The sequence below is a fragment of the Streptomyces sp. NPDC000594 genome (assembly GCF_040299965.1).
Lineage (GTDB): Bacteria > Actinomycetota > Actinomycetes > Streptomycetales > Streptomycetaceae > Streptomyces.
Genome location: NZ_JBEPCY010000028.1, coordinates 42,253 through 69,132, shown reverse-complemented (window position 1 = coordinate 69,132; position 26,880 = coordinate 42,253). Strand labels below are relative to the sequence as shown.

Below are 26,880 nucleotides of genomic sequence, written 5' to 3'. Positions count from 1 at the left end.
TTCAGACATGGACCGCCGCATTTTCGGGCTGGAGAACGAGTACGGCGTCACGTGCACATTCAGGGGTCAGCGTCGGCTGTCCCCTGATGAGGTGGCGCGCTACCTCTTCCGCCGAGTCGTGTCATGGGGCCGCAGCAGCAATGTGTTTCTGAGGAACGGTGCCCGTCTGTACCTCGATGTGGGATCGCATCCGGAATACGCCACACCGGAATGCGACAACGTGACGGAGCTGGTCACGCACGACAAGGCCGGTGAGCGGATTCTTGAGGGTCTGCTGGTCGACGCCGAGCGGAGGCTGCACGAGGAGGGGATCGCGGGAGACGTCTATCTCTTCAAGAACAACACCGATTCGGCGGGGAACTCCTACGGCTGCCATGAGAACTATCTGGTGGCACGGCACGGGGAGTTCTCCCGGCTGGCGGACATCCTGATCCCCTTCCTGGTGACCCGGCAGCTGCTGTGCGGGGCGGGGAAGGTGCTCCAGACGCCACGGGGCGCGGTCTACTGCGTCAGCCAGCGCGCGGAGCACATCTGGGAGGGCGTCAGCTCGGCCACGACCCGGTCGCGGCCGATCATCAACACCCGGGACGAGCCGCACGCGGACGCGGAGCGCTATCGGCGGCTCCATGTCATCGTGGGCGACTCCAATATGTCCGAGACGACCATGCTGCTGAAGGTCGGGGCGACCGATCTGGTGCTCCGCATGATCGAGGCGGGCACGGTGATGCGGGATCTGACGCTGGAGAACCCGATCCGGGCGATCCGCGAGGTCAGCCATGACATCACGGGCCAGCGCAAGGTCCGGCTGGCGAGCGGCCGGGAGGCGTCCGCGCTGGAGGTCCAGCGGGAGTACTACGAGAAGGCGGTGGACTTCGCGGAGCGGCGGGGCATCCGGACCGGCACCGTGGAACAGGTGCTGGAGCTGTGGGGCCGCACGCTGGACGCGATCGAGGCGCAGGATCTGGCCAGGATCGGTACGGAGATCGACTGGGTCATCAAGTACCAGCTGATCGAGCGCTACCGGGCGAAGCACAATATGACGATGTCGCACCCCCGGGTGGCGCAGATAGATCTCGCGTACCACGACATCCACCGGCGCCGCGGGCTCTACTACCTGCTGGAGCGGAAGGGGCAGGCGGCCCGGATCTGCAACGATCTGAAGATCTTCGAGGGGAAGTCGGTACCGCCGCAGACCACCCGGGCGCGGCTGCGGGGCGACTTCATCCGCCGGGCGCAGGAGCAGCGGCGTGACTTCACGGTCGACTGGGTGCATCTGAAGCTGAACGACCAGGCGCAGCGGACGGTGCTCTGCAAGGACCCGTTCCGCTCGGTGGACGACCGGGTGGAGAAGCTGATCGCCGGCATGTGAGCGGCGGGCGGGCCGCGGGCGGGTGACGCGGCGGGGCGGTGCGGGGACCCGGGGCTCGTGCGGGTGTCCGCATCCCGTCCGTCCGTACCCTCCCCTCAGGTGGGAACGTCGCCGGGGCCCCGTGCGTTTCTCGTGCGGTGCCCGGCTCACGTCCTAGAGTGTCGGGGATCCCATCCGACATCTGAGATCTGAGGAATACGTGCGCCGAATCGCCGGCCTTCTTCTCGTTCCCGCGCTGCTGCTGACGACGGCCGCGTGCGGTACCGACGAGGACAAGGGCTCCGACTCCAACCCGTCCACGAACAGCGCCGCGTCCGGCGGGCTGCCCGCGATCACCAAGGGGGCCAAGTTCGGCGAGAAGCCGACGCTGGCCAAGGGCGAGGGCGCCCCGCCCAAGGAGCTGAAGATCGAGGTGATCTCGGCGGGCAAGGGCCCGGTCCTGAAGAAGGGGGACCAGGCGAAGGTCCACTACCTCGGCCAGGTCTGGGACGGCACCAAGCCCTTCGACAACAGCTTTGACCGGAAGCAGCCGTTCGATGTGTCCATCGGCGGCCAGGGTGTGATCCCGGGCTGGCAGAAGGCGCTGGACGGACAGAAGGTCGGCAGCCGTCTCGAAGTGTCGATCCCGCCGGCCCTCGGCTACGGCGACCAGGCACAGCCGGGGATCAAGGCGAACTCGACGCTGGTGTTCGTGATGGACATCGTCGAGAGCAAGACCATCCCGCTCTCGGCCAAGGGCACCGAGGTCCCGCAGAGCGACAGCGCGCTGCCGAAGGTGGGGACCAACACCGACGGCAAGGCGCCCTCCGTGACGATCCCGAAGTCGGAGGCTCCGCCGAAGGAGCTGGTGTCGAAGTATGTGCTGGAGGGCTCGGGCCCGGAGCTGACCGCCAAGGACAGTGTGATGGTGCGCTACCAGGCGTACCTGTGGAAGGACGGGAAGCAGTTCGACAGCACCTACCAGACCCAGATGACCCCGACCTGGCCGCTGGAGCAGGTCACCCTCAAGGGTCTGAAGGAGGGTCTGATCGGCAAGAAGGAAGGCAGCCGGGTGCTGCTGGTGATCCCGCCGGACAAGGCCTTCGGTGAGAAGGGGCAGAACGGCATCCCGAAGGACTCCACCCTGGTCTTCGTGGTGGATCTGCTGGCGAAGGGCTGATCCGGGCCCGTCCGGCCGGTCCGTGCCGGGGCGGTGTGCGACCCCCGGAGGTGGCAGACTGTCCCGGTTGCCCGTACGCATTTTCTGAGGAGCGCTGCAGTGAGCATCGAGAAGCCCCTGATCGACTTCCCCGAGGGCCAGCCGCCCGCCGAGCTGGAGATCAAGGACATCTGGGAGGGCGACGGCGAGGAGGCCCGTGCGGGCCAGCTCGTCCAGGTCCACTACGTCGGTGTCGCCTTCTCCAGCGGTGAGGAGTTCGACGCCTCGTGGAACCGCGGTGAGGCGTTCCGCTTCCCGCTGGGCGCGGGCCGCGTCATCGCGGGCTGGGACCAGGGTGTCGTGGGCATGAAGGTCGGCGGCCGTCGTCAGCTGACCATCCCGCCGCACCTGGGCTACGGCGACCGCGGCGCGGGCGGCGCGATCAAGCCGGGCGAGACCCTGATCTTCGTGGTCGACCTGCTCGGCGTCTGACCGCGCCCGTACCGTACCGACGTGCCCGTCCGGTCTCCTCGCCGGGGCCGGCCGGTGCCACCGGGAGGCCCGTGTTCCACCGGAGCACGGGCCTCGGCTTTTGTCCGGGGAGCCGTGGGCGGTACGGTCGTCCGGGGCGGAAGGCTCGATCAGAAGATCAGAAGAGGTGCGGGGCGTCGATGGCCATTGCCAAGGCCGAGCGGCTGATGAATCTGGCGCTGTGCCTGCTGGGAACGAGGCGGCCACTGAGCAAGCGTGAGCTGCGCGGATCCATCGAGGCCTATCTGGAGGCCGCGTCCGACGATGCCTTCAACCGGATGTTCGAGCGGGACAAGGACGATCTCCGCGAGCTGGGTCTGGTGATCGAGACCGTGGAGAACCTCGACGGCGAGGTGGGCTATCTGGCCCGCCGGGACAGCAACCGGCTGCCCCCGATCACCCTGGACGCCGAGGAGGCCGCCGCCCTCGGTCTGGCGGCCCGGGTCTGGCAGCAGGCGAGACTCGCGGGGGCCGCGAGCGGCGCCCTCCAGAAGCTGCGCGCTGCCGGTATGCCGGAGGCGGAGGACGCCTTCGACGACCGGCCCAGCGCCCTGGAGCCCCGTATCCCCGTCCATGAGGCCGCCTTCGAACCCCTGATGCTGGCCTGCCGGGACCGCCGGCCGGTCGTGTTCGACTACCGCAAGTCCACCGCCGCCCGCCCCGAGGAGCGCCAGGTGGAGCCCTGGACCCTGGAGTGCTGGCGGGGCCACTGGTATCTGGCCGGCTGGGACCGCGTCCGCGGCGCCGAACGCGTCTTCCGGCTCTCCCGGATCACCGGGCGGGTGCGCTCCCGCGCGGGGGCGTTCACCGCGCCGGTGCCCGATGTGTCCACGGTCCGCGAGACGGTGGAGAGCTGGGCCGGGGAGACGGCCACCCGGACCGCGCGGATCCGGCTCCGGGCCGGCGCGGGCTATCCGCTGCGCGCCCGCGCGGCCTCGGTACGGGAGCTGGGCGACGGCTGGGAGGAGCTGGAGATCCCCTACGGCCATGGCCTGGACGCCTGGCTGGTGGAGTTCGGCCCGGATGTGGTCGTGGTGGAGCCCGCGGATCTGCGGGCCGAGGTACGGGACCGGCTGCGCGCCGTGGCCGAGGGCTGAGGGGAAGGACGACCATGGCCGCCAACGCCATTGACCAGACCCGGCGGATGCTGTCGCTGGTGACCTATCTGCGGGAGCGCCCCGGTGCCCGGGTGGGCGATGTCGCCCGCGCCTTCGGGATCTCCGAGGACGAGCTGATCTCGGACCTCGATGTGCTGCCGATGTGCGGGACCAGTTTCCGCGGCGGCGATCTGCTGGACATCGACACCGACGGCGACCGGATCTGGTGGCACAACCCGGACGATGTGGCCGAGCCGCTGCGGCTCGCCGCCGACGAGGCGACGGCGCTGCTGGTCGCCGCGCGCGCGGTGGCGACCCTGCCCGGCCTCCGCGAGGGGGACCGGGACGCCCTGCTGCGGGCGACCGCCAAGCTGGAGGCCGCCGCCGGGGAGGCGGCGGGCGCCTCGGCCCGGCTGTCGGTGACCTTTGAGTCGGAGGGCGGCGTCTTCGCCGAGGTGGACCGGGCGATCTCGGAGCGCCGGCGGCTGTGGGTGCGCTACTACTCCCCGGCCCGGGACGAGCTGACCGAGCGGGAGGTCGACCCGATCCGGCTCTTCGCGGTGGGCCACACCTATATGGAGGCGTGGTGCCGTCTCTCTGAGGCGCGCCGTACCTTCCGGCTGGACCGGGTGGCCGAGATCCGGCTGCTGGACGAGGCGTCCGCACCGCCCGAGATCGAGCTGCGGGATCTGTCGGCCGGGCTGGTGCAGCCGTCGGCGGACGACCCCGAGGTGATGGTCGAGGTGGGCCCGGCCGGCCGCTGGGTCGCCGAGTACTACCCGCACGACCGCGCCGAGGAGCTGCCGGACGGCGGCCTGCGGATCACCCTGCGCACCTCGTCCCCGGCGTCGCTGCGCCGGCTGGCGCTGCGGCTGGGCGGGGACGGGCGGATCGTCGCCCCGGCCGAGCTGGCCGTGAGTGCCCGCCGGGCCGCCCAGGAGGCGCTGGCGGCCTACGACGAGCAGGTTCTTCCCGCGGCGGACGGTCCCCGCGGCTCCTCCTCCCAGGGGGCGTGAACGCGGTGTCGCCGATATCGAGGATCTCGGGGATAGCGGAGCTGGCCGCCTCGGTGGGGCCGGTGCTGTTCAAGGCGGCGTGCCCGGACTGCCGGGCCCACTGCGAGCTGTCCGCCGAGGCGCTGCGGCTGGCGATCGGCGCCAGCCGCCGTACCACCTTCTACTCCTTCACCTGCCCCGAGTGCGGCGTCCCGGTGCGCAAGCCGGCGGGGGAGCGGATCGTGGAGCTGCTGACCGGCGGCGGGGTGCGGACCCTGCGGCTCACCCCCGGCTCCGGGACGGTCTAGGCTCCTCGTATGTTCTGGTCCATGCTCGCCGTCGCCCTGGGATTCCTCGGGATCGCCGTCCTCGGGGTCCTGGGGATCCGGGTCTTCGTGGAGGCCCGCCGGCTGGGCCGGGAGGTCGCCCGGACCGCCGAGCGCATCAACCGCGCCGCCGAGGAGCTGGAGCGGTCGGCGGCCGGTCTGGCGCGTGACGCCCGGAGCGCGCCGGGCGCCGGGTCGCTGCGGGACGAGCAGCACGGCTGACCGGCGTCATGGCCGACGGGCTGCCCGCCGACCGGAGCCACGCCGACCTGATCCCTGGCTGACCGGATCCGCGCGGTCGGTGTCCGTCGAAGGCCGGTAAGCCCGTGGCCGAAAAAAACATGGCAGATCCACAGGACGGAACCTCCCGCCGATTTTCAACGTCTGCCCAGGTGGCGGGCGCCTTGGCCGCAAGGTGGAGGATGCATGGGCATTGCCCTGTGTTTACTCCCCCGGGTTACGATCGCTGACAGCACGATGGCCGGGCGCCTGTCCGGCCGCCAGCCACACACCAGCCGCCTCGGTGAGAAGGTACACACTTATGTTCGGTGGACGGATCGGCGCTCCTGAGATCATTTTGATCCTCGTCGTCATCATCCTTCTGTTCGGTGCGAAGAAGCTTCCGGACATGGCCCGTTCGCTGGGCAAGTCGGCCCGCATCCTCAAGAGCGAGGCCAAGGCCATGAAGTCCGAGGGCCAGCAGACCGCTCCCGCGGACCCCCCGACCCCCGGTCAGGACAGCCAGCAGCCCGCGCCGCGCACCATCAAGGCCGCGCCGGGCGATGTGAGCAACGCCCGTCCGGTCACCGAGCCGACGGACACCACCCAGCGCTAGACAGGGCCGCCCACAGGCCCTGTCACCGGCAGGGGCCTGCCGCATGAGATGAGGACGTGGGTTGCTCAAGTCTGCCCGCAAGGAGAAGGACCCCGAGGGGCGGATGCCCCTGGTCGAGCATCTGCGTGAGCTGCGCAACCGCCTCGCCAAGGGTCTGCTGGCGATCGTCGTCGTCACCGTCGTCGCCGCCTTCTTCTACAACGACATCATCAACCTCTTCACCCGGCCCGTGCTGGACTCGGTGGGCTGCTCCGAGTCCTTCTCGGAGCTGGCGAAGAAGGACGAGGGAAGCTGCGCCGAGATCACCATCAATGGTCTGCTGACGCCGTTCACGCTGGCCCTGAAGGTGTCGCTGATGGCGGGCGTGGTCCTCGCGTCGCCGGTCTGGCTGTACCAGGTGTGGGCGTTCCTCGCGCCCGGACTCCACCGGGCCGAGAAGAAGTACGCCCTGTGGTTCGTCGCCGCCGGATTCCCGCTCTTCCTCTGCGGCGGCTGGTTCGCGTACAAGGTGCTGCCCACCACGGCCGAGGTGCTCATCGAGTTCACCCCCATGGACGTGGACAACCTGCTGCCCCTGGACGAGCTGCTCGACCTGGTGACCCGCATGGTGGTCGTCTTCGGTCTCGCCTTCGAGCTGCCGCTGCTGCTGGTCATGCTCAACCTCGGCGGAGTGATCACCGGGCGGCGGATGCTCGGCTGGTGGCGCGGCATGATCATGGGCATCACCGTCTTCTCCGCGGTCGCCACCCCCAGCACCGAGCCGATCACGATGATGCTGCTCGCGGCGCCGATCGTGGTGCTCTACTTCATCGCCACCGGCTTCTCCCTCCTCAACGACCGGCGCCGGGAACGGATCGCCGCGGCCGGACCCGGTGACGACGAGGCCGCCGAGCTGGACCTCACCCCCGAGGAGATCGGCGAGATCGAGCCGGTCTCCGCCCGCCGCAGCCTGCCCGGACAGTCCACCGGGGAGACCGACGGCTCCCGGGCCCACCGGCAGAGCGGCTACGACGACATCACCTGAGCCCGACCCGGCCGGCCGCCGGTCGGCCGTCGGTCGACCTCCGGCCGGCTCCCGATACGAAGATCCAAAAGGCTGATCGGCCACCCTGCGGTGGAGTAACGTCACGCGGATGACCAGCGAGATCACCCTCTTCGTCAATCCGGCCGCCGGGCGCGGCCGGGGCGCGCACGCCGCCGCGCCCGCCGCGCGGGAGCTGCGGGCGGCCGGATTCACCGTCCACGCCGTCGTCGGCGAGGACGCCCCCGACGCGCTGCGCCGGGCCCGCCGGGCGGTGGACGCCGGCACCGGCGCCCTGGTGGCCGTCGGCGGCGACGGCCTGGTCTCGCTGGCCCTCCAGGCGGTCGCCGGAGGCACCACCCCGCTCGGGGTGATCGCCGTCGGCACCGGCAACGACTTCGCCCGCACCCTCGGACTCCCGGTGGGCGACCCCGCCCGCGCCGGACGGCTCGCCGCCGCCGCGCTGAAGGCGTCCCCCGCCCCCGCCATCGACCTGGGGCGGGCCGGTGACCGCTGGTTCGGCACCATCCTCGCCTCCGGCTTCGACTCCCGGGTCAGCGACCGGGGCAACCGGATACGGCTCCCCGTCGGCCGCCTCCGCTACGACCTCGCGATGCTCGCCGAACTCGCGGCGCTGCGCCCCGTCCCGTACCGGATCTCCCTGGACGGCGGTCCCGTGCGCGAGATCGAGGCCACCCTGGTCGCCGTCGGCAACGGGCCGATGTACGGGGGCGGCATGCGGATGTGCGCCGGGGCGCGGACGGACGACGGGCTGCTCGATGTCGTCGTGGTCGGCGCCGTCTCCCGCCGGACCCTGCTGCGGGTCTTCCCCCGGGTCTACCGGGGCACCCACCTCGGCCACCCCGCCGTCACCGTGGAACGGGTCCGCTCCCTCACTCTGGAGGCGCCGGGGACCACCGCCTACGCCGACGGGGAGCCGCTGGGACGGCTGCCGCTGACCGTGCGCTGTGTGCCCGGGGCGGTACGGGTGCTCGGCGCGGTGCGGCCCGTACCGGAGGCTCCCGGCGGGGGTCCGTACGAAGCGGACCATTAACCCCGCGCTGACTGTCGTACCTCTTGGGTAGGCTCGACAACAAGATGACCGAGGATCTCTCCCCAGCCGAGCGCTACGCCGCAGCTCGCAGACGCGCAGCCGAGGAGGCCACCGCGCTGGCCCCCTTCCGCGACATGTACGAATTCGATCTCGATCCGTTCCAGATCGAGGCGTGCCGGGCCCTGGAGGCGGGCAAGGGCGTGCTCGTCGCCGCGCCCACCGGCTCCGGCAAGACCATCGTCGGCGAGTTCGCCGTCCACCTGGCTCTGCTCCAGGGCCGCAAATGCTTCTACACCACGCCGATCAAGGCGCTCTCCAACCAGAAGTACACCGATCTCGCCAAGCGGTACGGCGCGGACAAGGTCGGCCTGCTCACCGGCGACAACAGCGTCAATTCCGATGCGCCCGTGGTGGTCATGACCACCGAGGTCCTGCGGAACATGCTGTACTCGGGCTCCCAGTCACTGCTGGGGCTCGGCTATGTGGTCATGGACGAGGTCCACTACCTCTCCGACCGCTTCCGGGGCGCCGTCTGGGAGGAAGTGATCATTCACCTCCCCGAGTCGGTGACCCTGGTGTCGCTCTCCGCGACCGTGTCCAACGCCGAGGAGTTCGGCGACTGGCTCGACACCGTGCGCGGCGACACCGAGGTGATCGTCTCCGAGGACCGGCCCGTTCCGCTCTGGCAGCATGTGATGGCCGGGCGCCGGATGTACGACCTCTTCGAGGAGGAGACCGACCACGGCGGGCGCGGCACCGGACGCCGTGAGGTCAATCCCGACCTCGTCCGGCTCGCCCGCATGGAGAACCAGGGCGGTTACAACCCCCGTGACCGCCGCCGGGGCAAGATGGTCCGCGAGGCGGACCGGGAGCGGGAGCGCCGCAGCCGCAACCGGATCTGGACCCCCGGCCGCCCCGAGGTGATCGAGCGGCTGGACGCCGAGGGGCTGCTGCCCGCGATCACCTTCATCTTCAGCCGCGCCGGGTGCGAGGCCGCCGTCCAGCAGTGTCTCCACGCCGGGCTCCGGCTCAACGACGACACCGCCCGGGCCCGGGTCCGGGAGCTGGTCGAGGAGCGGACCGCCGCCATTCCCACCGAGGATCTGCATGTCCTCGGCTACTACGAATGGCTGGAGGGTCTGGAGCGGGGCATCGCCGCCCACCACGCGGGCATGCTCCCCACCTTCAAGGAGGTCGTGGAGGAGCTGTTCGTCAAGGGGCTGGTGAAGGCCGTCTTCGCCACCGAGACCCTGGCGCTCGGCATCAATATGCCCGCCCGCTCGGTGGTCCTGGAGAAGCTCGTCAAGTGGAACGGCGAGCAGCACGCGGACATCACCCCCGGTGAGTACACCCAGCTCACCGGCCGGGCCGGCCGGCGCGGTATCGATGTCGAGGGCCATGCCGTGGTGCTGTGGCAGCGGGCCATGGACCCGGCCGCGCTGGCGGGCCTCGCGGGCACCCGTACCTATCCGCTGCGCTCCAGCTTCAGGCCCTCGTACAACATGGCCGTCAATCTTGTGCAGCAGTTCGGGCGGCACCGCTCGCGCGAGCTGCTGGAGACCTCGTTCGCCCAGTTCCAGGCGGACCGCTCGGTGGTCGGCATCTCCCGTCAGGTGCAGAAGAACGAGACCGGTCTGGAGGGCTACCGCGAGGGGATGACCTGCCACCTCGGTGACTTCGAGGAGTACGCGCGGCTCCGCCGCGACCTCAAGGACCGGGAGAGCGATCTGGCCAAGCAGGGCGCGGCCCAGCGCCGGGCCGCCGCGGCGGTCTCCCTGGAGCGGCTGAAGCCGGGCGATGTGATCCATGTGCCGACGGGCAAGTTCGCCGGTCTGGCGCTGGTGCTGGATCCGGGCGTCCCGGCGGGCCGGACCAACCGCCATCGGGGGCTGGAGCAGCACGACGGGCCCCGGCCGCTGGTACTGACGGCGGAGCGCCAGGTCAAGCGACTGGCCTCGATCGACTTCCCGGTGCCGGTGGAGCCGCTGGAGCGGATGCGGATCCCCAAGTCGTTCAATCCGCGCTCGCCGCAGTCACGGCGGGATCTGGCGTCGGCGCTGCGGACCAAGGCCGGGCACATCGTGCCGGAGCGGCACCGCAGGGAGCGGGCGGCCGCCGCGGACGACCGGGAGATCAGCCGGCTCCGGGCGGAGCTGCGGGCGCATCCGTGCCATGGCTGCGACGAGCGGGAGGACCACGCCCGCTGGGCCGAGCGGTACCACCGTCTCCAGCGGGACACCCGGCAGCTGGAGCGCCGGATCGAGGGCCGGACCAATACGATCGCCCGGACCTTCGACCGGATCGTGGCGCTCCTCACCGAGCTGGACTACCTCCGGGGCGACGAGGTCACCGAGCACGGCAGGCGGCTGGCCCGGCTCTATGGAGAGCTGGATCTGCTGGCGAGCGAGTGTCTGCGGGACGGCGTCTGGGAGGGGCTGAGCCCGGCGGAGCTGGCGGCGTGTGCCTCGGCGCTGGTGTACGAGGCGCGCCAGTCCGATGACGCGGTGCCGCCGAAGGTGCCCGGGGGCGCGGCGAAGGCGGCGCTGGGCGAGATGGTCCGCATCTGGGGCAGGCTGGACGCCCTGGAGGAGGACTTCAAGATCAACCAGGCGGAGGGGGTGGGCCAGCGGGAGCCGGATCTCGGCTTCGCCTGGGCCGTCCATCAGTGGGCGTCGGACAAGAGCCTGGACGAGGTGCTGCGGGAGGCGGAGATGCCCGCGGGTGACTTCGTCCGCTGGTCGAAGCAGGTGATCGACGTCCTGGGGCAGATCGCGGCGGCGGCTCCGGCGGAGAGCGGCACGGTGGCGCGCAATGCGCGCCGGGCGGTGGACGCGCTGCTGCGGGGTGTGGTGGCGTACAGCTCGGTGGGCTGACCCTCTCTCTTTCCTCTTCCCCGCTGTCCTTTTCCGTGCCCGTCCGCTCCGGTGGACGGGCACGGGGCGTTTGCGTGGCCGGTACGGGTGGGCCGGCCCGGGCTGGGGGCTCAGTCCAGGCCGCGGGCGCGGGCGAAGCGGGCGCGGCCCTCGGCGGGGTCGATCAGCGGGTCGGGGTAGTCGAGCGCGGCCCGCCGCTCCGGGGCGAGGCTCTCCGGGCGATGGATCTCCGGGCCGCTCAGCCCGGCCAGCTCCGGGACCCAGCGGCGTACATAGTCGCCCCGGGGGTCGAATCTCTTCGCCTGGGCGAGCGGGCTCAGGACCCGGTTGGGCCGGGTGTCCGTCCCGGTGCCCGCCACCCACTGCCAGTTGAGCTGGTTGTTGGCGAGGTCGCCGTCGACCAGCAGCTCCAGGAAGTGACGGGCGCCCACCCGCCAGTCGGCGTACAGGGTCTTGGTGAGATAGCTGGCGGTCAGCAGCCGGGCGCGGTTGTGCATCCACCCCTCGTGGAGCAGCTGCCGCATCCCGGCGTCCACGATCGGGCAGCCGGTGCGGCCCTCCTTCCAGGCGGCGATCTCCTGGGTGTCGTCGCGCCAGTGGTCCCCGCGCGGACGGTAGTCGGCATGGGCCGCGTCCGGCCGCGCCGCCAGCACCTGGTGGTGGAAGTCGCGCCAGGCCAGCTGGCGGATGAAGGCCTCCGCCCCGGCCCCGCCCCGCCGGCCCGCCCGCTGGACCAGTTCGGCGGCGGAGAGGGTGCCGAAGTGCAGATGGGGCGAGAGCCGGGAGGTCCGGTCGCCGGAGAGATCGTCGTGCTGGTCCTCGTAGGAGTCCGCGTCCCGGGAGAGCCAGGCGCCGAGGCGGGCGCGGCCGTCGTGCTCACCGCCCCGGGGCAGCGCGGGCGACACCCCGGTGACCGCCCGGCGGCCGGGGAGCGGAACGCCCGCCAGCTCCGGGACCCGCACCGTGCGGGGGGCGGCGAGGACCGCCCGGGTCCCGGTCGCCGCCCAGCGGCGGAAGTACGGGGTGAAGACGGCGAAGTGGTCCCGCCCGGCCGGGGTCACGGCCCCCGGGGGCAGCGCGGTGACCACGCCGTCGTGGACCCGGAGCGCGCAGCGGACCGCTTCCAGTCCGGTACGGAGGCGGTCCTCCCGGCGGCGGGCGTAGGCGCTGACGCCCGCCGCGACATGGACGGAGCGGGCGCCGGTCTCGGTGACGACCCGGCGCACCTGCTCGACAGGGTCCCCGGTACGGACGACGAGCCGCCCGCCGCGTTCGCGGAGCCCGGTGTCGAGGGAGGCGAGGCAGTCGGCGAGAAAGGCGCGGCGGTTGGGCGCGTCGAAGCCGGCGCGCGCGATCCCGGGGTCGAGGACGAACAGCGGCACCACCTGGTCGGCCTCCCGTACGGCGGCGGCCAGCGCGGGATGGTCGTGCACCCGGAGATCGGAGGTGAAGAGCATGACGGAGACGGTCATTCGCCGTCCTTCCTCGGGCGGGGCGGTCGTCGCGGTCATCGAGGCTGTCGAGGTCATCGACAGGGGGTGGCTCGTCGTCCGCGCGGGCGTGCGCAGATGGTCGCACGCGCGGGGCGCCGCCGATGCCGGCGCCGCCCCTGCGGCGTTCCTCCCTTCGGGTGAATACCGGGTGCGCGATCCGTACCCGTGCCCCGGCCCGGCGCGGGAGCCGAGCCCTCGCCCGTGGCTCCGCCGGTGTCCGTGACCCGTCCGGCCGCGGCGGTTCCCCGCACGGCACTTCCCGCCGTACGGGCGAGCACCCGGCCTGTCGCCGGGCCCGGGTGCTCGCGGCGGGGCCCGGCGCCACGGCTGTGCCGATGCTGTCGGCCGATACCTGGTCCGGAGTCAGGGCCCGCTGACCCTAAGGCTGTTGGCCGAGTGCTGCTCCGGGCGGGTCGGAGGGAGGGCCGGACCCTCGCCCATGGCCGCGGCGGTGTCCCTGGTCCGGTGGCCTGTCCGGCTGCCGCGGCTCCTGGCAGGGCACTTCCCGCCGTGCGGGTGAGGACCGGGCTGTCGGCCGGCACCCGTTCGGGCTCAGGATCCGCCGGCTGTCCAGCCGTTGACGGAGTGCCGGGGCGGGGCGTCGGCAGGGGAGCGGGTGCCCCGTCGTGCGATCAGGATCCGGTGGCCGGGCGAGGGCGTCCGCGAGGGGCGGACGCCGTGGCGTGGGGTCAGGGCCCGGTGACCGGGCGGGGGGCGGGTGATCGGAGGGAGAGCCAGACGCCCGCCGCCGTCGCGGTGAGGATCGCCGCCAGGGTGGCGAGGGTGGCGGCGTCGGGGCTGAGCAGGGGCTGGCCGCGCAGGGCCTGCCAGGTGGTCAGGGCGACCAGCGCGGCGTAGCCGAGGGACGCGGTGACGGTCAGCCGGACCAGGGTGTGCTCCGCGCGCAGCCGGGGGAGCCGCCCGGCGAGCAGGGTCAGCGCGAACACCAGCAGGGGCAGCAGCTGGAGGGCGTGCATGCCCACGAAGTGGGGGATCCGCAGATCGCCGCCGGTGGTGGACCAGTCGGTCAGCGGCATCGACGGCCCGCCGTCGGGCACGCCCACATTGTGCGCCCCGGAGATCGGCGGAACGCCGTCCCCCGCCTTGTCGAGCTGCTCCTCCGTCGGCATGGTCATGAGGAAGCCGAGCGCGGCACCGGCCAGGGCGATCACCGTGCCGAGCCGCAGCGCCCAGGCTCCCGCGCGGTCGGCGAGCGGGGAGCGCATGAGCAGGACGGCGATGACCAGCGAGGCGGCCCACAGGACGACGACGGTGTTCCCCATGACGCTGAAGACGGCCTCGTCGAAGGGCGTCTCCTGGTTGAAGTGGCTGCGCTTGCCCCGGATGACCTGGGTGATGATGAGCGCCATCTCCACGGCGACGGCCACCGCGACGACCGTCCCCGACCACCAGCCCAGCCGCCGGGCACGGGTCGAGAGGGAGAGCATCCACGCCAGCGAGAGCGTGTACACCACGAACGAGAGCGAGAACTTCAGCGGCTTGAGCCAGATGGGCGCGCCGGTGAGGACCCGGTCGTCCACGATCAGACCGATCGCGCAGACCACGGTGAGGACGGCGACCAGGGCTGCGGCGGCGAGGAGCGGCCGGTGCCAGTGGGGCCAGTCGCCGAGGGAGCGCATCAGGGGCGGCGCCGACGCGCGGGCCTCGGCGGGGCCGGAGGAGGGGCGGGCATCGGGGGTCCGCGTGGGCCTGGGGCCGTCCGGGGCGCCGGCTGCCGGGGTGGGCGGCGGCTGCGGTGCCCCGGACGGCAGGGGACCCCCGTGGGGGTCCGGAAGGGAGGTCTGGCGGGATTTTCTGGATATGCGGAACGGTCGATCAGGCATACTTCCCCCCGGAATATAGATAGTGGAGATGTCCACTATCTATGGGCCACTATCTATGATGGGGAACGGAGAGAGCAAGTACGGAGAGGTGACAGCGCCTTGCGCATCGGCGAGTTGAGCCGCAGGACCGGCGTACCGGTCCCGACGATCAAGTACTACGTCCGGGAGGGGCTGTTGCCCCCCGGGCGGCTCACCAGCCCCAATCAGGCGTCCTACGGCGAGGCGCACGAGCACCGGCTCCGGCTGATCCGCGCACTCCTTGATGTGGGCGGGCTGAAGATCGCGTCCGTGGTGGAGGTGCTCGCGGCGGTCGACGACCCGGATCTCTCCGTCTACAAGGTGCTGGGGGTCGGGACGGATCTGCTGGTGCCGCAGTACCCCGAGGGCGAGCAGGACGAGGCGCTGGCGGCGGCGCGGGCGCGGGTCGAGGAGCTGATCGAGCGGCGCGGCTGGCGGATCGGGCCCCACTGTCCGGCCCAGGATTCACTGGCCGCGGCGCTGGCGACCCTGGAGCGGCTGGGGCACGGCGACTTCACCGAAGTCCTCGACACCTATGCGGCGGCGGCGGAGCGGATGGCCGTGGCCGACCTGGAGTATGTGACCGCCGACGACGACCGCGACGGGCTGGTGGAACGGGCGATCATCGGGACGGCGGTGGGCGGCGCGATGATGGCCCCGCTGCGGCATCTCGCGCATGTCGACCGGTCCGCCCAGCTGTTCGGCGACGGGACGGCGGAGCCCGGCACGGCCCCCGGGTCCCCGAAGCACGCGGTGGAGCCCCTGCCCCGTGCGGGGTCCGGCGCGGGCGCGGGGGGCCGTACCCGCTGACCCCGGTGCCGGGCGGGCCCCGGCGGGCAGCACGACGGCCCGGCCGCCAGGGGCGACCGGGCCGTTTCTCCGTGCGGTGCGGTGCGGTGCGGGGGCGGGCGGATCGGACCGCTCACCCAGGGCGGCTCACCCCCGAGGGTGGCCCACCCGCCGGGGCAGCTCACCCCCGAGGGCAGCTCACCCCCGAGAGCGGATCGCGCCGCCCTGCTCCGGGGCGGGGTATCAGACCGCCGGGGTCTGCTCCTGCTCCCGCTCGACCTGCTCGTTCCACTCGCGCTTGACCGCGCGCCAGGCCTCGTCGTTCTTGCCGAGCCGCCAGTACCCGGAGATCGACAGCTGCTCGCGGGCCACTCCGCGCTCCAGCCGCAGATGGCGGCGGAGCTCCTTCACACACCCGGCCTCGCCGTGGACGAAGGCGCACACCGTGCCCTCGGGGAACTCCAGCGTCCGTACGGCCTCGACCAGTGCCTGGCCGGTCGGCCGGCCCGCGCGGTGCAGCCAGCGCACGGCGACCCCGTCCGGGGTGATGATCTTCTGCTCGTCCTCCGGCCCCTCGATCTCGACGAAGGCGTGGACGACGGCGCCGGGCGGCATGGCCTCCAGTGCCGAGGCGATGGCGGGCAGCGCGCTCTCGTCGCCCGCCACCAGATGCCAGTCCGCCGCCGGGTCCGGGGCGTAGCCGCCGGCCGGGCCCAGGACCTGGAGCACATCACCGGGCACCGCGCGCCCGGCCCACGGCCCGGCGAGCCCCTCGTCGCCGTGGACCACGAAGTCGATGGTCATCTCGTGCCGGACGGCGTCCCAGCTCCGCACGGTGTAGGTGCGGTTGGCGGGCCACTGGTCGCGCGGCAGCTCGGCGCGGACCCGGTCGATGTCGAACGGCTCCGGGTAGCTCACACCCTCCTGCGGGAACAGCAGCTTCACATAGGAGTCGGTGAACCCCTCCACGGCGAACTGCGCCAGCCCCTCGCCACCGAAGACCACCCGGGTCATATGGGGCGTGAGTCGTTCGGTGTGGACCACACGCGCCTCATAGGACGTCGGTTCCTGGCGGGCCGGTCGTTCTGCCACGGCGGTCTCCCTGGGCTCGTCATCGTGCTTAGGCAAGCCTAAGTTAACATCCCGTGAGGGAGATCTCAGCCCGGGGAAAGCGCTTCCTCAGTCGCGCAGGGTCACCAGCAGCCTCTGGAGAGCGCTCCCGAGGCCCCAGCGCGCCGAGAGCGCGTCCAGGGTCGCGGGGTCGCGCGGGGTGGCGGGCAGCGCCGGATCGAAGGGCGGCAGCGGTGCGTCGGAGGCGACCCGCACCACCTTGGGGGCGACCGCGAGATACCCCCGCGCCTCGTCCAGCCGGCGGCGCTGGGCCGGGGTCAGCCGGGAGGCTGGGTCGTCCACCGCCGCCATGATCCCGGCCAGATCGCCATAGCTGTCCAGCAGCTTCGCCGCCGTCTTCTCGCCGACTCCCGGCACTCCCGGCAGTCCGTCGCTGGGGTCGCCGCGCAGCAGTGCCAGATCCGCGTATCCCGGGCCGTCCACGCCGTACCTCTCGCGCAGCCAGGACTCGTCCGTCAGCTGGAGCGTCCCCACCCCCTTGATCGGATAGAGCACCCGGCGCCCCCGGGCGTCGTCCACCAGCTGGAAGAGATCGCGGTCGCCCGTGACGATGTCCACCGGCCCGGTGGCCCGTGCGGTGAGGGTGCCGATCACATCGTCCGCCTCGTAGCCGTCGGCGCCGACCCGGGCGATACCCAGGGCGTCCAGCACCGCGGCGATCACCGGGACCTGGGGCGCCAGGGTGTCCGGCGTCTCCTCGGTGTCCGGCCCCGCCGCCGTCTCCTCGGCCACCCGATGGGCCTTGTACGAGGGGATCAGCTCCACCCGCCAGTGCGGCCGCCAGTCGTTGTCCCAGCAGGCCACCAGCTCGTCCGGGCGGTGGTCCTGGACCAGCCGGGTGATGAACTCCAGCAGCCCGCGCACGGCGTTGACCGGGGTGCCGTCCGGGGCCCGGATCGTATCGGGGACCCCGAAGTAGGCGCGGAAGTACAGGGAGGCGGTGTCGAGGAGCATCAGGCGTCGCGTCACACCCCGATCATGCCGCAGCCCACTGACAGTCGCGCCGCCAGTCGCCGCCGGGCGCCGGAAGCCACCGCCGGGCGCCGTCGGACGTCGCCGGGCGCCGTCGGACGTCGCCGGTCCCCGCCGGCCGCCGCCCACCGGGGTGATGTGAAGTGGATCACTTTTCCGTTTCGTCCTGGAGTGCGGGGGCAGGCGCGGACCCGGAGCCGACCCCGTTGCACGTTACAACGACTTTTCGGGGTGGCGCGGGCCGGTCCCGCCGGGCTCCACGGCCCGCCCGCCGGGGGTGGTGGCGGACCGTTTCGTTCCAACCCGTGAGGTGTATGTGTCCAGGCTCCAGGCCGAGCACGTCTACAAGGTCTTCGGCAGACGACCCGAGGAAGCGATCCGCAGGCTGGAAGGGGGTGCCGACCGCGAGGAGCTCCGTAACGAGGGCACGACCGCGGCCGTGATCGACGCATCCTTCACCGTCGAGCCGGGCCAGATCTTCGTGGTCATGGGCCTCTCGGGATCCGGCAAGTCCACCCTGCTGCGGATGCTCAACGGCCTGCTCGGCCCCAGTGGGGGCCGGGTCCTCTACGACGGTCAGGACCTCACCTCGCTGAGCCCGGCGGAGCTGCGCACCGTCCGCTCCACCCGGATCAGCATGGTCTTCCAGCACTTCGCGCTCTTCCCCCATCGCAGCGTGCTGGAGAACGCCGGATACGGCCTGGAGGTCCAGGGCGTCCCCCGGCCCGAGCGCGACCGCCGGGCCGCCGAGGCGCTGGCCCTCGCCGGGCTCAAGGGGTGGGAGGAGTCCTGGCCGGACGAGCTGTCCGGCGGTATGCAGCAGCGGGTCGGGCTCGCCCGCGCCCTGGCCACCGACGCCGATCTGCTGCTCATGGACGAGTCCTTCAGCGCGCTCGACCCGCTGATCCGCCGGGACATGCAGGACCAGCTGCTCCAGCTCCAGAAGACCCTGAAGAAGACCATCGTCTTCATCACCCATGATCTGAACGAGGCCATGCGGCTCGGTGACCGGATCGCCGTGATGAAGGACGGCAGGATCGTCCAGCTGGGCACCGCCGAGTCCATCCTCACCAGCCCGGCCACCGAGTATGTCGCCTCCTTCACCCAGGACGTGGACCGCTCCCGGGTGCTCACCGCCGGGGCGATCATGGACGGCGTCCCCGGTTCCGCCACGGTCCCGGCGGCATGCGCCGGCCGGGACCCGGAGTCGGTGATCGCCGACGCCCCCGCCGTGGTCCGGCGCGACACCCCCATCGTCGAGCTGTTCACCCCCTGCTCCGCCAGCGGCGCGCCCGTGGCCGTGGTGGGGGAGGACGGCGCCCTGGTCGGCGTGGTGCCCCGGGCCCGGCTCCTCGAAGTCCTCGGCGAGCCCATGCCCGCGGTGGACACCGCTCCCGACACCGCTCCTGACACGATTGCCGAAACCGCGACCGACATGGCCACCGAAACCGCGACCGACATGGCCACCGAAACAGCTCCCGGCACGGCCACCGCTCCGGCCACCGGCGAGCCCCAGGCGGTGACCCGTGCCTAGGATCCCGCTCGGTGACTGGGTCGACCGCGGTGTCGACGCCCTCCAGATCCACCTCGAATGGCTCTTCGACGCCATCAGCGCCGTGGTCACCGGTATGTACGACGGTGTCGACGCCGCCCTCTCCGCCCCCGAGCCGCTGCTGTTCGCGGGCATCCTCGCCGTCGTCGCCTGGTGGCTGCGCGGACTGCTGGCCGGTGTGCTCGCCTTCGCCGGTCTGGCGCTGATCGACTCGGTCCAGCTGTGGGACGAGGCGATGTCCACCCTCTCCCTGGTGCTGGTCGCCACCGTCGTGACCCTCGCCATCGCCCTGCCGCTCGGCATCTGGGCCGCCCGTTCGCAGACGGTCAGCGCGGTCGTCCGCCCGGTCCTGGACTTCATGCAGACCATGCCGGCGATGGTCTATCTGATCCCCGGCATCATCTTCTTCGGCGTCGGGGTCGTCCCCGGCATCATCGCCACCATCATCTTCGCCCTGCCGCCCGGCGTCCGCATGACCGAGCTGGGCATCCGCCAGGTCGACCCGGAGCTGGTGGAGGCGGCCGAGGCCTTCGGCACCACCCCGCGCGACACCCTGCTGCGGGTCCAGCTCCCGCTGGCCGTCCCCACCATCATGGCCGGGGTCAACCAGGTCATCATGCTCGGTCTGTCCATGGTCGTCATCGCGGGCATGGTCGGCGGCGGCGGCCTCGGCGGCGCGGTCTACCGGGCGATCGGCAATGTCGACATCGGCCTCGGCTTCGAGGCCGGTGTCTCCATCGTCATCCTCGCCATGTATCTCGACCGGATCACCGGCGAGCTGGGCCGCCAGGCGTCCCCACTGGGCCGCCGCGCCCAGGCCCGCGCCCGGGCCGCCGCCGGTACCCGGATCTGGCGGCACCGCCCCCAGGCGTCCTTCGCCGTGGTGGGCGTGGTCGTCCTCGCCCTGGTCGCGGGCGGGATGAGCGTCTTCGGTGAGGACAAGGGCAAGGCCACCCGCGGCTCCGGCGTCGGCAGCGGCCAGGAGATCACCATCGGCTACATCCCCTGGGACGAGGGCATCGCCTCCACCTTCCTCTGGAAGGAGGTGCTGGAGCGGCGCGGCTTCACCGTGGAGACCCAGCAGCTGGAGGCCGGAGCCCTCTACACCGGCCTCGCGGGCGGGCAGATCGACTTCCAGACCGACGCCTGGCTGCCGGTCACCCATGACCAGTACTGGAAGAAGTACGGCGACCGCCTGGAGAACCTGGGCTCCTGGTACGGACCCACCTCGCTGGAACTCGCCGTGCCCTCCTATGTGCGGGGGGTCGACTCCCTGGACGACCTCAAGAAGCACGCCGGGACCTTCGACGGCCGGATCATCGGCATCGAGCCCAGCGCCGGAATGATGGGCCTGCTCAAGGACGAGGTCCTGCCCCGGTACGGACTGGAGGACACGTACACGGTCGTGGACGGCTCCACCCCCGGCATGCTGGCCGAGCTGAAGCGCGCGTACCAGAAGAAGGAGCCGATCCTGACCACCCTCTGGTCACCGCACTGGGCCTACAGCGGCTTCGATCTGAAGAAGCTCAAGGACCCCAAGGGTGCCTGGGGCAAGGGTGACACCATCCACACCGTCGCCCGCAAGGGGTTCTCCTCCGATCACCCGGAGATTGGAGCCTGGCTGAAGGACTTCAAGTTGACCGAAAAGCAGCTGACCAGTCTGGAAGCCGAGATCCAGCGCACCGGAAAGGGCGAGGAGCAGACCGCCGTACGCTCCTGGCTTTCGAAGAATCCGCAGGTCGAGGAGGCCATGGCGCCGGTGTGACGCCCCCCGGGGCGCCCGGTCCGCCATGACGCTCCGGAACGGGGTGGTTCCCGCCGGTGGCGGGGCCACCCCGTTCCGCTTCCCCTTCCGGCCCCGCCGCCGGACAATCGTAGGCACGCGGCCCCTGCCGGAAGCTGCGTATGGTGGGACAGGACCAGGAAGGGGAGCCCGGCGGATGGAAGCCAAGGACGGCAAGGAGCCCAAGGAGACCGAGCGTCTTCGGGTGGGCGCCGCCGTGCGCCGGCGCCGGCGGGCGCTGGATCTCACGCTCGCCGCCGTCGCCGAGCGCAGCGGTCTGTCCGTGCCCTTCCTCAGCCAGGTGGAGAACGAGCGGGCGAGACCCAGCAAGCGTTCCCTGGAGCGGGTCGCCGACGCGCTGGAGACCACGGTGGCCAAGCTCATCGAGGCGTCCGACGCGGCCAGGACCGTCGCCGTGGTGCGCGCCCTCCCGCCGTGCGACACCGAGGGGGAGACCGCCCCGGGCCTGCCCGACCACACCCCCCGTACCCGCCGTCTGGTGCGCGGCCGGCATCAGCTGGAGGCGCTGGAGTTCACCGGTGAGCACGACACCGACGGAGAGTTCCAGCACCGCAACGACGAGCTGATGTATGTCGCCGACGGCGCGGTGGAGGTCGAGGCCGAGGGCCGCGCCTACCGCCTGGGGCCGGGCGACACCCTCTTCCTCTCCGGCGGGGTCCTGCACCGCTGGCGGGTCACCGTCCCCGAGACCCGGGTCGTCGTCGTCACCGTCGCCGACCACATCGAGACGCCGGACGCCTGACCGTGCGGGTGGTGTCGCTGGTGCCCTCGCTGACCGAGGCGGTGGCGGTCACCGCACCCGGGCTGCTCGTCGGGGTCACCGACTGGTGCACCCATCCGCCGGGGCTCGACGCGGTACGGATCGGGGGCACCAAGAACCCGGATGTCGCCGCGGTGCTGCGGCTGCGCCCCGATCTGGTGATCGCCAATGAGGAGGAGAACCGCCCCGCCGACCTCGCAGCGCTGCGGGCCGGTGGCGCCGAGGTGCTGGTGACCGAGGTCCGGGGCCTGGAGCAGGGGCTGAGCGAGCCGGCCCGGGTCCTGGCGGGGTGCGGGCTGGCCCGTCCGGAGTGGCTGGACCGGGCGGCGGCGGCCTGGGCGGCCCTGCCGGAGCCGGGGGAGCGGGTCCCGGCGGTGATCCCGGTCTGGCGGCGGCCCTGGATGGTCCTCGGCCGGGACACCTTCGCCGGTGATCTGCTGGCGCGGCTGGGCGTACGGAATGTGTACGCGGACCACCCCGAGCGCTATCCCCGGATCCCCCTCGACGGACCCGGCGGACTCCGGTCGGCCGGGGCCCGTCTGGTGGTGCTGCCGGACGAGCCCTACCGCTTCACCGCCGACGACGGGCCCGAGGCGTTTCCCGGGCTGCCCGCCGCACTCGTCGACGGGCGCGCCCTCACCTGGTACGGGCCCTCACTCGAAGCGGCGCCCGCCGTGCTCGGCGCCGCCCTGGGCGCGGCGCTGGGTCGCGTGCTCCCGGGCGGCGGCCACCAGGGCGCCCATCACCCGTAGATCGCCGCCCATCTCCGGGTGCCACTGGACCCCGAGGACCCAGGGCCCGCCGTCCCGGTCCGGCTCCACCGCCTCCACCGTGCCGTCCTCGGCGCGGGCGCTCACCGTCAGCCCGGGGGCGATCCGGTCCACCGCCTGGTGGTGGTAGGTGGGGACCTCGGTGGCCTCGGGGACGACGGCGGCGTACCGGCTGCCGGGCACCGGTTTGACGGTATGGCTCCCGATCACGCCCTCGCCCGCCGTGTGCCCGTCCAGATGCTGGTGGAGGGTGCCGCCGAGGGCGACATTGAGCAGCTGCATCCCCCGGCAGATCCCCAGCAGCGGGATCCCGGCCGCCAGGGCGGCGTGGACCAGGGCGAGTTCCCAGCTGTCGCGCTCCGGTGAGGGGGGTCCGGTACGGGGGTCGGGGGCGGCCCCGTAGCGCGCGGGGTCCACATCCGAGCCGCCCGCGATCACCAGGGCGTCGATCCGGGCGACGACCGCCCCGGCCTCCTCGGCCGCCGCGGGCGGCAGCATGACCGCGAGCCCGCCGGCCCGCTGGACATGGTCGGGGTAGGCGGCGGGCAGCAGTGCGGCGGGCAGGTGCCACACCCCCCAGGAGGCGGGGCTGAGGTAGGTGGTGACACCGATGAGGGGCTTCATGGCTGCTTCCTGTCGAGTTCGGCCTCGGCGGCGGCCAGCGCCGCGAACTCCTCCTCGGGCGCCCTGGCGACCAGCCGGAACCGACTGTAGGACGCGAAGTAGACGATCGCCACGGCGTAGACGGCCAGCGCGATGAAGGCCGCGTCCGGGTCCACCAGGAAGGTCGCCACCAGTGCGGAGAGGGCGAGGACCAGGGCGACGGTGGAGGTCGCGACCCCGCCGGGGGTGCGGTACGGGCGGTGCAGGCCCGGTTCGCGCAGGCGCAGCACGATATGGGAGAGGGCCATCAGCGCGTAGCTGATGGTGGCGCCGAAGACGGCGATATTGAGCATGCGCGGCCCGTCGCCGGTGGAGGCGGCCAGTGCGAAGCCGATCGCACCGGGGATCAGCAGCCCCAGATAGGGGGATTTGCGACGGCTGGTCAGGGAGAGGAAGCGGGGCAGGTATCCGGCCCGGGAGAGGGCGAAGAGCTGCCGGGAGCCCGCGTAGATGAGGGAGAAGAAGGAGGCGACCAGACCGGCGAGACCGGCGTAGTTGACGAGGCGGCTCAGTGGGGTGGGCTCGCCGTCCGGCTGGAGCGCCTGGACGAGGGGGTCGCCGACGTCCTTGAGGGCGGCGGATCCGGCGGCGCCGGTGGCGGCGAGGAAGGTGATCAGGGCGAGCAGGGCGAGGATGCCCATGGAGACGGCGAGCGCCCGGGGGAGCGAGCGGACCGGGTCCTTGGCCTCCTCGGCGGCGAGGGGGACGCCCTCGACCCCGAGGAAGAACCACATGCCGAAGGGGAAGGCGGCCCAGATGCCGAGGAGGCCGTAGGGCAGCCAGGAGCTGGAGCCGAAGGCGTCGGGGTCGGCGGGGATGTCATCGAGGTTGCCGCCGTCGAACTCGGTGAAGGCACCGGCCGCGAAGATCAGCAGGGCGACGACGGCGATCACGGTGACGACCAGGCTGAAGCGCAGGGCCTCGCCCACGCCCCACAGATGGATCCCTATGAAGACGGCGAAGCAGGCGAGGTAGACGGGCCAGCCGGACTCCAGGCCGAACAGGTTCAGGGATTCGATGTAGTCGCCGATGAAGATGGAGATCGCGGCCGGGGCGAGGATGTACTCGATGAGGATCGCGGTGCCGGTGAGAAAGCCGCCGAGGGGGCCGAGCGCCCGGCGGGCGAAGCCGTAGCCGCCGCCCGCGGTGGGCAGGATCGCGGAGAGTTCGGCGAGGGCGAAGACCAGACAGGCGTACATCACGCCCATCAGGAGGGTGGCGATGGCCAGTCCGCCGAAGCCCCCTTCGGCCAGGCCGGTGTTCCAGCCGGAGAAGTCGCCGGAGACGACATAGGCGACCCCGAGGCCGGTGAGCAGCAGCCAGCCGGCGCTGCCCCGGCGCAGGGCCCGCCGCTGGAGATAGCGGTCGTCCACCGAGGTCGGCGATGCGGGGTCGGGGGTGGTGTTTCCTTCGGCCATGGGCGCTCCTGGCGTTCAAAGGTATAGGCGGAGTACCTTTGCGGCAGAAGCGGTCGGAGCGCAAGGGGTTCCGCACAACACCCCGATGACGCAAGGCCGTCGGTCCGGCTCGTCGAGGGTCGTGAGGCCCCGGATGTCCTGAGGACCGGATGTCCTGACGCCCCGGGGTTCCGCGCTCAGGAGAGAAAGCCGCGCAGCAGCGCCGCCGTGCCCTCGCAGTGCTCCCGCATGACCCGCCGCGCGCCCTCCGCGTCCCCGCGCAGCACCGCCTCGACGATCGTGGCGTGCTGCCGCTGGGAGTGCTCCAGATTCCGCACCAGCAGCGGTATGCAGTCGAGCAGGTCGTTGAGGGTCGCGCGGACCGCCGCGTACCGCGTGGTCAGCGTCGGGGAGCCGGACAGCTCCGCCAGGGTGAGATGGAAGAGGGTGTCCTGGCGGCGGTACTCCGCCAGCGGGGCGTCCCGGGTGGCCGCCAGCGCGCCGCGCAGCCGCCGCGCCTCGTCCGGGCCGAGCGGATACGCCGCGCACAGCCCCGCCGCCCCCGTCTCCAGCACCTCGCGGAAGCGCAGGGTGTCCTCCACGTCCACCGCCACGTCCGCGACCCGCCGCCGCAGTTCGTCCTCGCCCGCCGGATGCTCCGCACGCTCCCGTACGAAGGTCCCGCCGTAACGCCCCCGGCGGCTCTCCACCAGCCCCTGGTCGGTGAGGACCTTCAGTACCTCGCGCAGGGTGACCCGGCTGATCCCCAGCCGCCCGGCCAGCTCCCGTTCGGCCGGGAGCCGCGCGCCGCCCGGCACCAGACCGAGCCGCAGCAGCTGGAGGATCTGCTCCAGGGCCTCCTCGAAGCCGTTGCCCCCGCGCACCGGGCGCAGTACCGCCGCCAGCCGGCCGTCGTTCCCCGGGTCGCCCGTCGCATCGCCCGCTGTCGCCACGTCGCAGCCCCTCTTCCCAAGCAATGGTCTTCAGCAATACCTTATGGCTTCCGGCTGATCCAAGGAGGCACGACCCCGTGGCAGACCGCACACCCCCGCTCCCGGTCGAGGAGCTGCGTGACCTCGTCGCGAGCGGCGAGATCGACACCGTGGTGCTCGCCTTCCCCGATATGCAGGGACGGCTCCAGGGCAAGCGGTTCGCCGCCCGGTTCTTCCTCGACGAGGTCCTGGAGCACGGCACCGAGGGCTGCAACTACCTGCTCGCCGTCGACACGGAGATGAACACCGTCGACGGTTACGCCATGTCCTCCTGGGACCGGGGCTACGGTGACTTCGCCATGCGCCCCGATGTCTCCACGCTGCGCCGCGTCCCCTGGAACGAGGGCACCGCGCTCCTCGTCGCCGACCTCGCCTGGAACGACGGCTCCCCGGTCGTCGCCGCGCCCCGCCAGATCCTCAGGCGCCAGCTCGACCGGCTCGCCGAGCACGGACTCACCGCCCGGGTCGGCACCGAGCTGGAGTTCATCGTCTTCAAGGACACCTACGAGCAGGCGTGGGACCGCTCCTACCGGGGACTGACCCCGGTCAACCAGTACAACATCGACTACTCCGTCCTCGGCACCGGACGGGTGGAACCCCTGCTGCGCCGGATCCGCAACGAGATGGCCGCCGCCGGACTCACCGTCGAATCCGCCAAGGGCGAGTGCAACCCCGGCCAGCACGAGATCGTCTTCCGCTACGACGATGCCCTGGTCACCTGTGACCAGCACGCCATCTACAAGACCGGGGCCAAGGAGATCGCCGCCCAGGAAGGCGTCTCGCTGACCTTCATGGCGAAGTTCAACGAACGCGAGGGCAACTCCTGCCATATCCATCTCTCCCTCGCCCGCACCGACGGCAGGACCGCCATGAGCGGCGAGGGGCCCGGCGGGATGTCGGCGGTGATGCGGCACTTCCTCGCCGGACAGCTCGCCGCGCTGCGCGACTTCTCCCTGCTCTACGCGCCCAACATCAACTCCTACAAGCGCTTCCAGCCCGGCTCCTTCGCGCCGACCTCCGTCGCCTGGGGATACGACAACCGCACCTGCGCCCTGCGCGTCGTCGGCCATGGCGCGTCCCTCCGCTTCGAGAACCGGCTGCCCGGCGGTGATGTCAATCCGCACCTCGCCGTCGCCGGGCTGATCGCCGCCGGACTCCACGGCCTGGAGCAGCGGCTGGAGCTGCCCGAGGAGTGCGTGGGCAACGCCTACGCCGCCGACTGCGCCCAGGTCCCCACCACCCTGCGCGAGGCCGCCGAACTCTGGGAGAACAGCCCGCTGGCCAAGGCGGCCTTCGGCACCGAGGTCGTGGACCACTACACCAATATGGCCCGCGTCGAACTCGCCGCCTTCGACGCCGCCGTCACCGACTGGGAGCTGCGCCGCTCCTTCGAACGACTGTGACGTTCAACCGACTGTGACGTTCAACCGACTGTGACGTTCAACCGACTGTGAGG

At 72.0% G+C, this 26,880-nt stretch carries 24 protein-coding genes; 17 read left to right on the top strand and 7 right to left on the bottom strand.

The features are described from left to right. The first annotated feature begins 7 nt into the window (after nt 1-7). The 11 genes from pafA to ABT354_RS28720 all read left to right on the top strand — a co-directional run bounded on the left by pafA (nt 8) and on the right by ABT354_RS28720 (nt 11,239). Nucleotides 8-1,369: a Pup--protein ligase gene (gene pafA, locus ABT354_RS28770; protein ID WP_351499016.1), complete on the top strand. Its 1,362-nt coding sequence runs from the start codon at nt 8-10 to the stop codon at nt 1,367-1,369. 199 nt (nt 1,370-1,568) lie between these two features. Continuing rightward, nucleotides 1,569-2,528, top strand: coding sequence for an FKBP-type peptidyl-prolyl cis-trans isomerase (locus ABT354_RS28765; protein WP_351499015.1), 960 nt, complete (start codon nt 1,569-1,571; stop codon nt 2,526-2,528). Nucleotides 2,529-2,627: 99 nt separating this feature from the next. Next, nucleotides 2,628-2,999, top strand: a complete 372-nt coding sequence (locus tag ABT354_RS28760; RefSeq protein ID WP_351499013.1) for an FKBP-type peptidyl-prolyl cis-trans isomerase — start codon at nt 2,628-2,630, stop codon at nt 2,997-2,999. Nucleotides 3,000-3,178: 179 nt separating this feature from the next. After that, nucleotides 3,179-4,135 carry a helix-turn-helix transcriptional regulator gene (locus tag ABT354_RS28755; RefSeq protein WP_351499011.1) on the top strand — a complete coding sequence of 319 codons (957 nt, stop codon included), beginning with the start codon at nt 3,179-3,181 and terminating at the stop codon, nt 4,133-4,135. Nucleotides 4,136-4,149: 14 nt separating this feature from the next. Continuing rightward, on the top strand, nt 4,150-5,151 hold the full coding sequence (locus ABT354_RS28750) for a helix-turn-helix transcriptional regulator (RefSeq protein ID WP_351499009.1): 1,002 nt from the start codon (nt 4,150-4,152) through the stop codon (nt 5,149-5,151). Between the two features lie 5 nt (nt 5,152-5,156). Next, the gene (locus ABT354_RS28745) at nt 5,157-5,438 is read left to right on the top strand and encodes a hypothetical protein (protein ID WP_502983520.1); all 282 of its coding nucleotides are present in this window, start codon (nt 5,157-5,159) and stop codon (nt 5,436-5,438) included. Nucleotides 5,439-5,447: 9 nt separating this feature from the next. Next, nucleotides 5,448-5,678: a hypothetical protein gene (locus tag ABT354_RS28740; protein ID WP_351499007.1), complete on the top strand. Its 231-nt coding sequence runs from the start codon at nt 5,448-5,450 to the stop codon at nt 5,676-5,678. A gap of 319 nt (nt 5,679-5,997) precedes the next feature. Continuing rightward, on the top strand, nt 5,998-6,291 hold the full coding sequence (tatA, locus tag ABT354_RS28735) for a Sec-independent protein translocase subunit TatA (protein ID WP_351499005.1): 294 nt from the start codon (nt 5,998-6,000) through the stop codon (nt 6,289-6,291). Between the two features lie 61 nt (nt 6,292-6,352). Next, complete coding sequence (tatC, locus tag ABT354_RS28730; RefSeq protein ID WP_351499003.1) at nt 6,353-7,315, top strand: twin-arginine translocase subunit TatC; 963 nt, start codon at nt 6,353-6,355, stop codon at nt 7,313-7,315. 109 nt (nt 7,316-7,424) lie between these two features. Continuing rightward, on the top strand, nt 7,425-8,366 hold the full coding sequence (locus ABT354_RS28725) for a diacylglycerol kinase (RefSeq protein ID WP_351499001.1): 942 nt from the start codon (nt 7,425-7,427) through the stop codon (nt 8,364-8,366). A 44-nt stretch (nt 8,367-8,410) separates the two neighbouring features. Next, nucleotides 8,411-11,239: a DEAD/DEAH box helicase gene (locus tag ABT354_RS28720; protein ID WP_351498999.1), complete on the top strand. Its 2,829-nt coding sequence runs from the start codon at nt 8,411-8,413 to the stop codon at nt 11,237-11,239. 110 nt (nt 11,240-11,349) lie between these two features. On the opposite strand, the gene ABT354_RS28715 is transcribed toward ABT354_RS28720, so the two are convergent. Together ABT354_RS28715 and ABT354_RS28710 are read right to left on the bottom strand one after the other, a co-directional pair. Beyond that, a complete protein-coding gene (locus ABT354_RS28715) occupies nt 11,350-12,711 on the bottom strand; it encodes a cryptochrome/photolyase family protein (RefSeq protein WP_351499080.1) in 1,362 nt (453 codons plus the stop codon). A 710-nt stretch (nt 12,712-13,421) separates the two neighbouring features. Next, nucleotides 13,422-14,372, bottom strand: coding sequence for a hypothetical protein (locus ABT354_RS28710; protein WP_351498997.1), 951 nt, complete (start codon nt 14,370-14,372; stop codon nt 13,422-13,424). 303 nt (nt 14,373-14,675) lie between these two features. Here ABT354_RS28710 and ABT354_RS28705 point away from each other — a divergent pair, with 303 nt between their 5' ends. Next, the gene (locus ABT354_RS28705; protein ID WP_351498995.1) at nt 14,676-15,404 is read left to right on the top strand and encodes a MerR family transcriptional regulator; all 729 of its coding nucleotides are present in this window, start codon (nt 14,676-14,678) and stop codon (nt 15,402-15,404) included. 222 nt (nt 15,405-15,626) lie between these two features. Here the strand turns inward: ABT354_RS28705 and ABT354_RS28700 are convergent, their stop codons facing one another. After that, a complete protein-coding gene (locus ABT354_RS28700) occupies nt 15,627-16,475 on the bottom strand; it encodes a siderophore-interacting protein (protein ID WP_351498993.1) in 849 nt (282 codons plus the stop codon). Between the two features lie 87 nt (nt 16,476-16,562). After that, nucleotides 16,563-17,468 carry a 5'-3' exonuclease gene (locus ABT354_RS28695; RefSeq protein WP_351499078.1) on the bottom strand — a complete coding sequence of 302 codons (906 nt, stop codon included), beginning with the start codon at nt 17,466-17,468 and terminating at the stop codon, nt 16,563-16,565. Nucleotides 17,469-17,802: 334 nt separating this feature from the next. On the opposite strand from ABT354_RS28695, the gene ABT354_RS28690 reads away from it, so the two are divergent. The 4 genes from ABT354_RS28690 (at nt 17,803) to ABT354_RS28675 (ending at nt 22,354) form a co-directional block, all read left to right on the top strand. Continuing rightward, on the top strand, nt 17,803-19,020 hold the full coding sequence (locus tag ABT354_RS28690; protein ID WP_351498991.1) for a quaternary amine ABC transporter ATP-binding protein: 1,218 nt from the start codon (nt 17,803-17,805) through the stop codon (nt 19,018-19,020). Further along, nucleotides 19,013-20,803 (top strand): ABC transporter permease/substrate binding protein, encoded by a 1,791-nt coding sequence (locus ABT354_RS28685; protein ID WP_351498989.1) that lies wholly within the window; start codon nt 19,013-19,015, stop codon nt 20,801-20,803. The genes ABT354_RS28690 and ABT354_RS28685 overlap by 8 nt, the downstream gene beginning before the upstream one ends. 175 nt (nt 20,804-20,978) lie before the next feature. Next, entirely contained in the window at nt 20,979-21,584 is a 606-nt protein-coding gene (locus ABT354_RS28680; RefSeq protein WP_351498987.1) for a helix-turn-helix domain-containing protein, read from the top strand. Between the two features lie 2 nt (nt 21,585-21,586). Further along, a complete protein-coding gene (locus tag ABT354_RS28675) occupies nt 21,587-22,354 on the top strand; it encodes a helical backbone metal receptor (protein ID WP_351498985.1) in 768 nt (255 codons plus the stop codon). Here the strand turns inward: ABT354_RS28675 and ABT354_RS28670 are convergent. The 3 genes from ABT354_RS28670 to ABT354_RS28660 all read right to left on the bottom strand — a co-directional run bounded on the left by ABT354_RS28670 (nt 22,256) and on the right by ABT354_RS28660 (nt 25,385). After that, nucleotides 22,256-22,996: a gamma-glutamyl-gamma-aminobutyrate hydrolase family protein gene (locus tag ABT354_RS28670; protein WP_351498983.1), complete on the bottom strand. Its 741-nt coding sequence runs from the start codon at nt 22,994-22,996 to the stop codon at nt 22,256-22,258. The two genes, ABT354_RS28675 and ABT354_RS28670, sit on opposite strands and share 99 nt — an antisense overlap. Then, nucleotides 22,993-24,453, bottom strand: a complete 1,461-nt coding sequence (eat, locus tag ABT354_RS28665) for an ethanolamine permease (protein WP_351498981.1) — start codon at nt 24,451-24,453, stop codon at nt 22,993-22,995. Before eat ends, ABT354_RS28670 begins: the two co-directional genes overlap by 4 nt. A 176-nt stretch (nt 24,454-24,629) precedes the next feature. Continuing rightward, the gene (locus ABT354_RS28660; RefSeq protein WP_351498979.1) at nt 24,630-25,385 is read right to left on the bottom strand and encodes a FadR/GntR family transcriptional regulator; all 756 of its coding nucleotides are present in this window, start codon (nt 25,383-25,385) and stop codon (nt 24,630-24,632) included. A 77-nt stretch (nt 25,386-25,462) separates the two neighbouring features. On the opposite strand from ABT354_RS28660, the gene ABT354_RS28655 reads away from it, so the two are divergent. Continuing rightward, a complete protein-coding gene (locus tag ABT354_RS28655; RefSeq protein ID WP_351498977.1) occupies nt 25,463-26,827 on the top strand; it encodes a glutamine synthetase family protein in 1,365 nt (454 codons plus the stop codon). Nucleotides 26,828-26,880: the final 53 nt, after the last annotated feature.

Coding starts and splice junctions, on each gene's coding strand:
- pafA (WP_351499016.1), top strand. CDS start 8: ATGGACCGCCGCATTTTCGGGCTGGAGAACGAGTACGGCGTCACGTGC.
- ABT354_RS28755 (WP_351499011.1), top strand. CDS start 3,179: ATGGCCATTGCCAAGGCCGAGCGGCTGATGAATCTGGCGCTGTGCCTG.
- ABT354_RS28750 (WP_351499009.1), top strand. CDS start 4,150: ATGGCCGCCAACGCCATTGACCAGACCCGGCGGATGCTGTCGCTGGTG.
- ABT354_RS28740 (WP_351499007.1), top strand. CDS start 5,448: ATGTTCTGGTCCATGCTCGCCGTCGCCCTGGGATTCCTCGGGATCGCC.
- tatA (WP_351499005.1), top strand. CDS start 5,998: ATGTTCGGTGGACGGATCGGCGCTCCTGAGATCATTTTGATCCTCGTC.
- ABT354_RS28725 (WP_351499001.1), top strand. CDS start 7,425: ATGACCAGCGAGATCACCCTCTTCGTCAATCCGGCCGCCGGGCGCGGC.
- ABT354_RS28720 (WP_351498999.1), top strand. CDS start 8,411: ATGACCGAGGATCTCTCCCCAGCCGAGCGCTACGCCGCAGCTCGCAGA.
- ABT354_RS28715 (WP_351499080.1), bottom strand. CDS start 12,711: ATGACCGTCTCCGTCATGCTCTTCACCTCCGATCTCCGGGTGCACGAC.
- ABT354_RS28710 (WP_351498997.1), bottom strand. CDS start 14,372: ATGCGCTCCCTCGGCGACTGGCCCCACTGGCACCGGCCGCTCCTCGCC.
- ABT354_RS28695 (WP_351499078.1), bottom strand. CDS start 17,468: ATGCTCCTCGACACCGCCTCCCTGTACTTCCGCGCCTACTTCGGGGTC.
- ABT354_RS28680 (WP_351498987.1), top strand. CDS start 20,979: ATGGAAGCCAAGGACGGCAAGGAGCCCAAGGAGACCGAGCGTCTTCGG.
- ABT354_RS28670 (WP_351498983.1), bottom strand. CDS start 22,996: ATGAAGCCCCTCATCGGTGTCACCACCTACCTCAGCCCCGCCTCCTGG.
- eat (WP_351498981.1), bottom strand. CDS start 24,453: ATGGCCGAAGGAAACACCACCCCCGACCCCGCATCGCCGACCTCGGTG.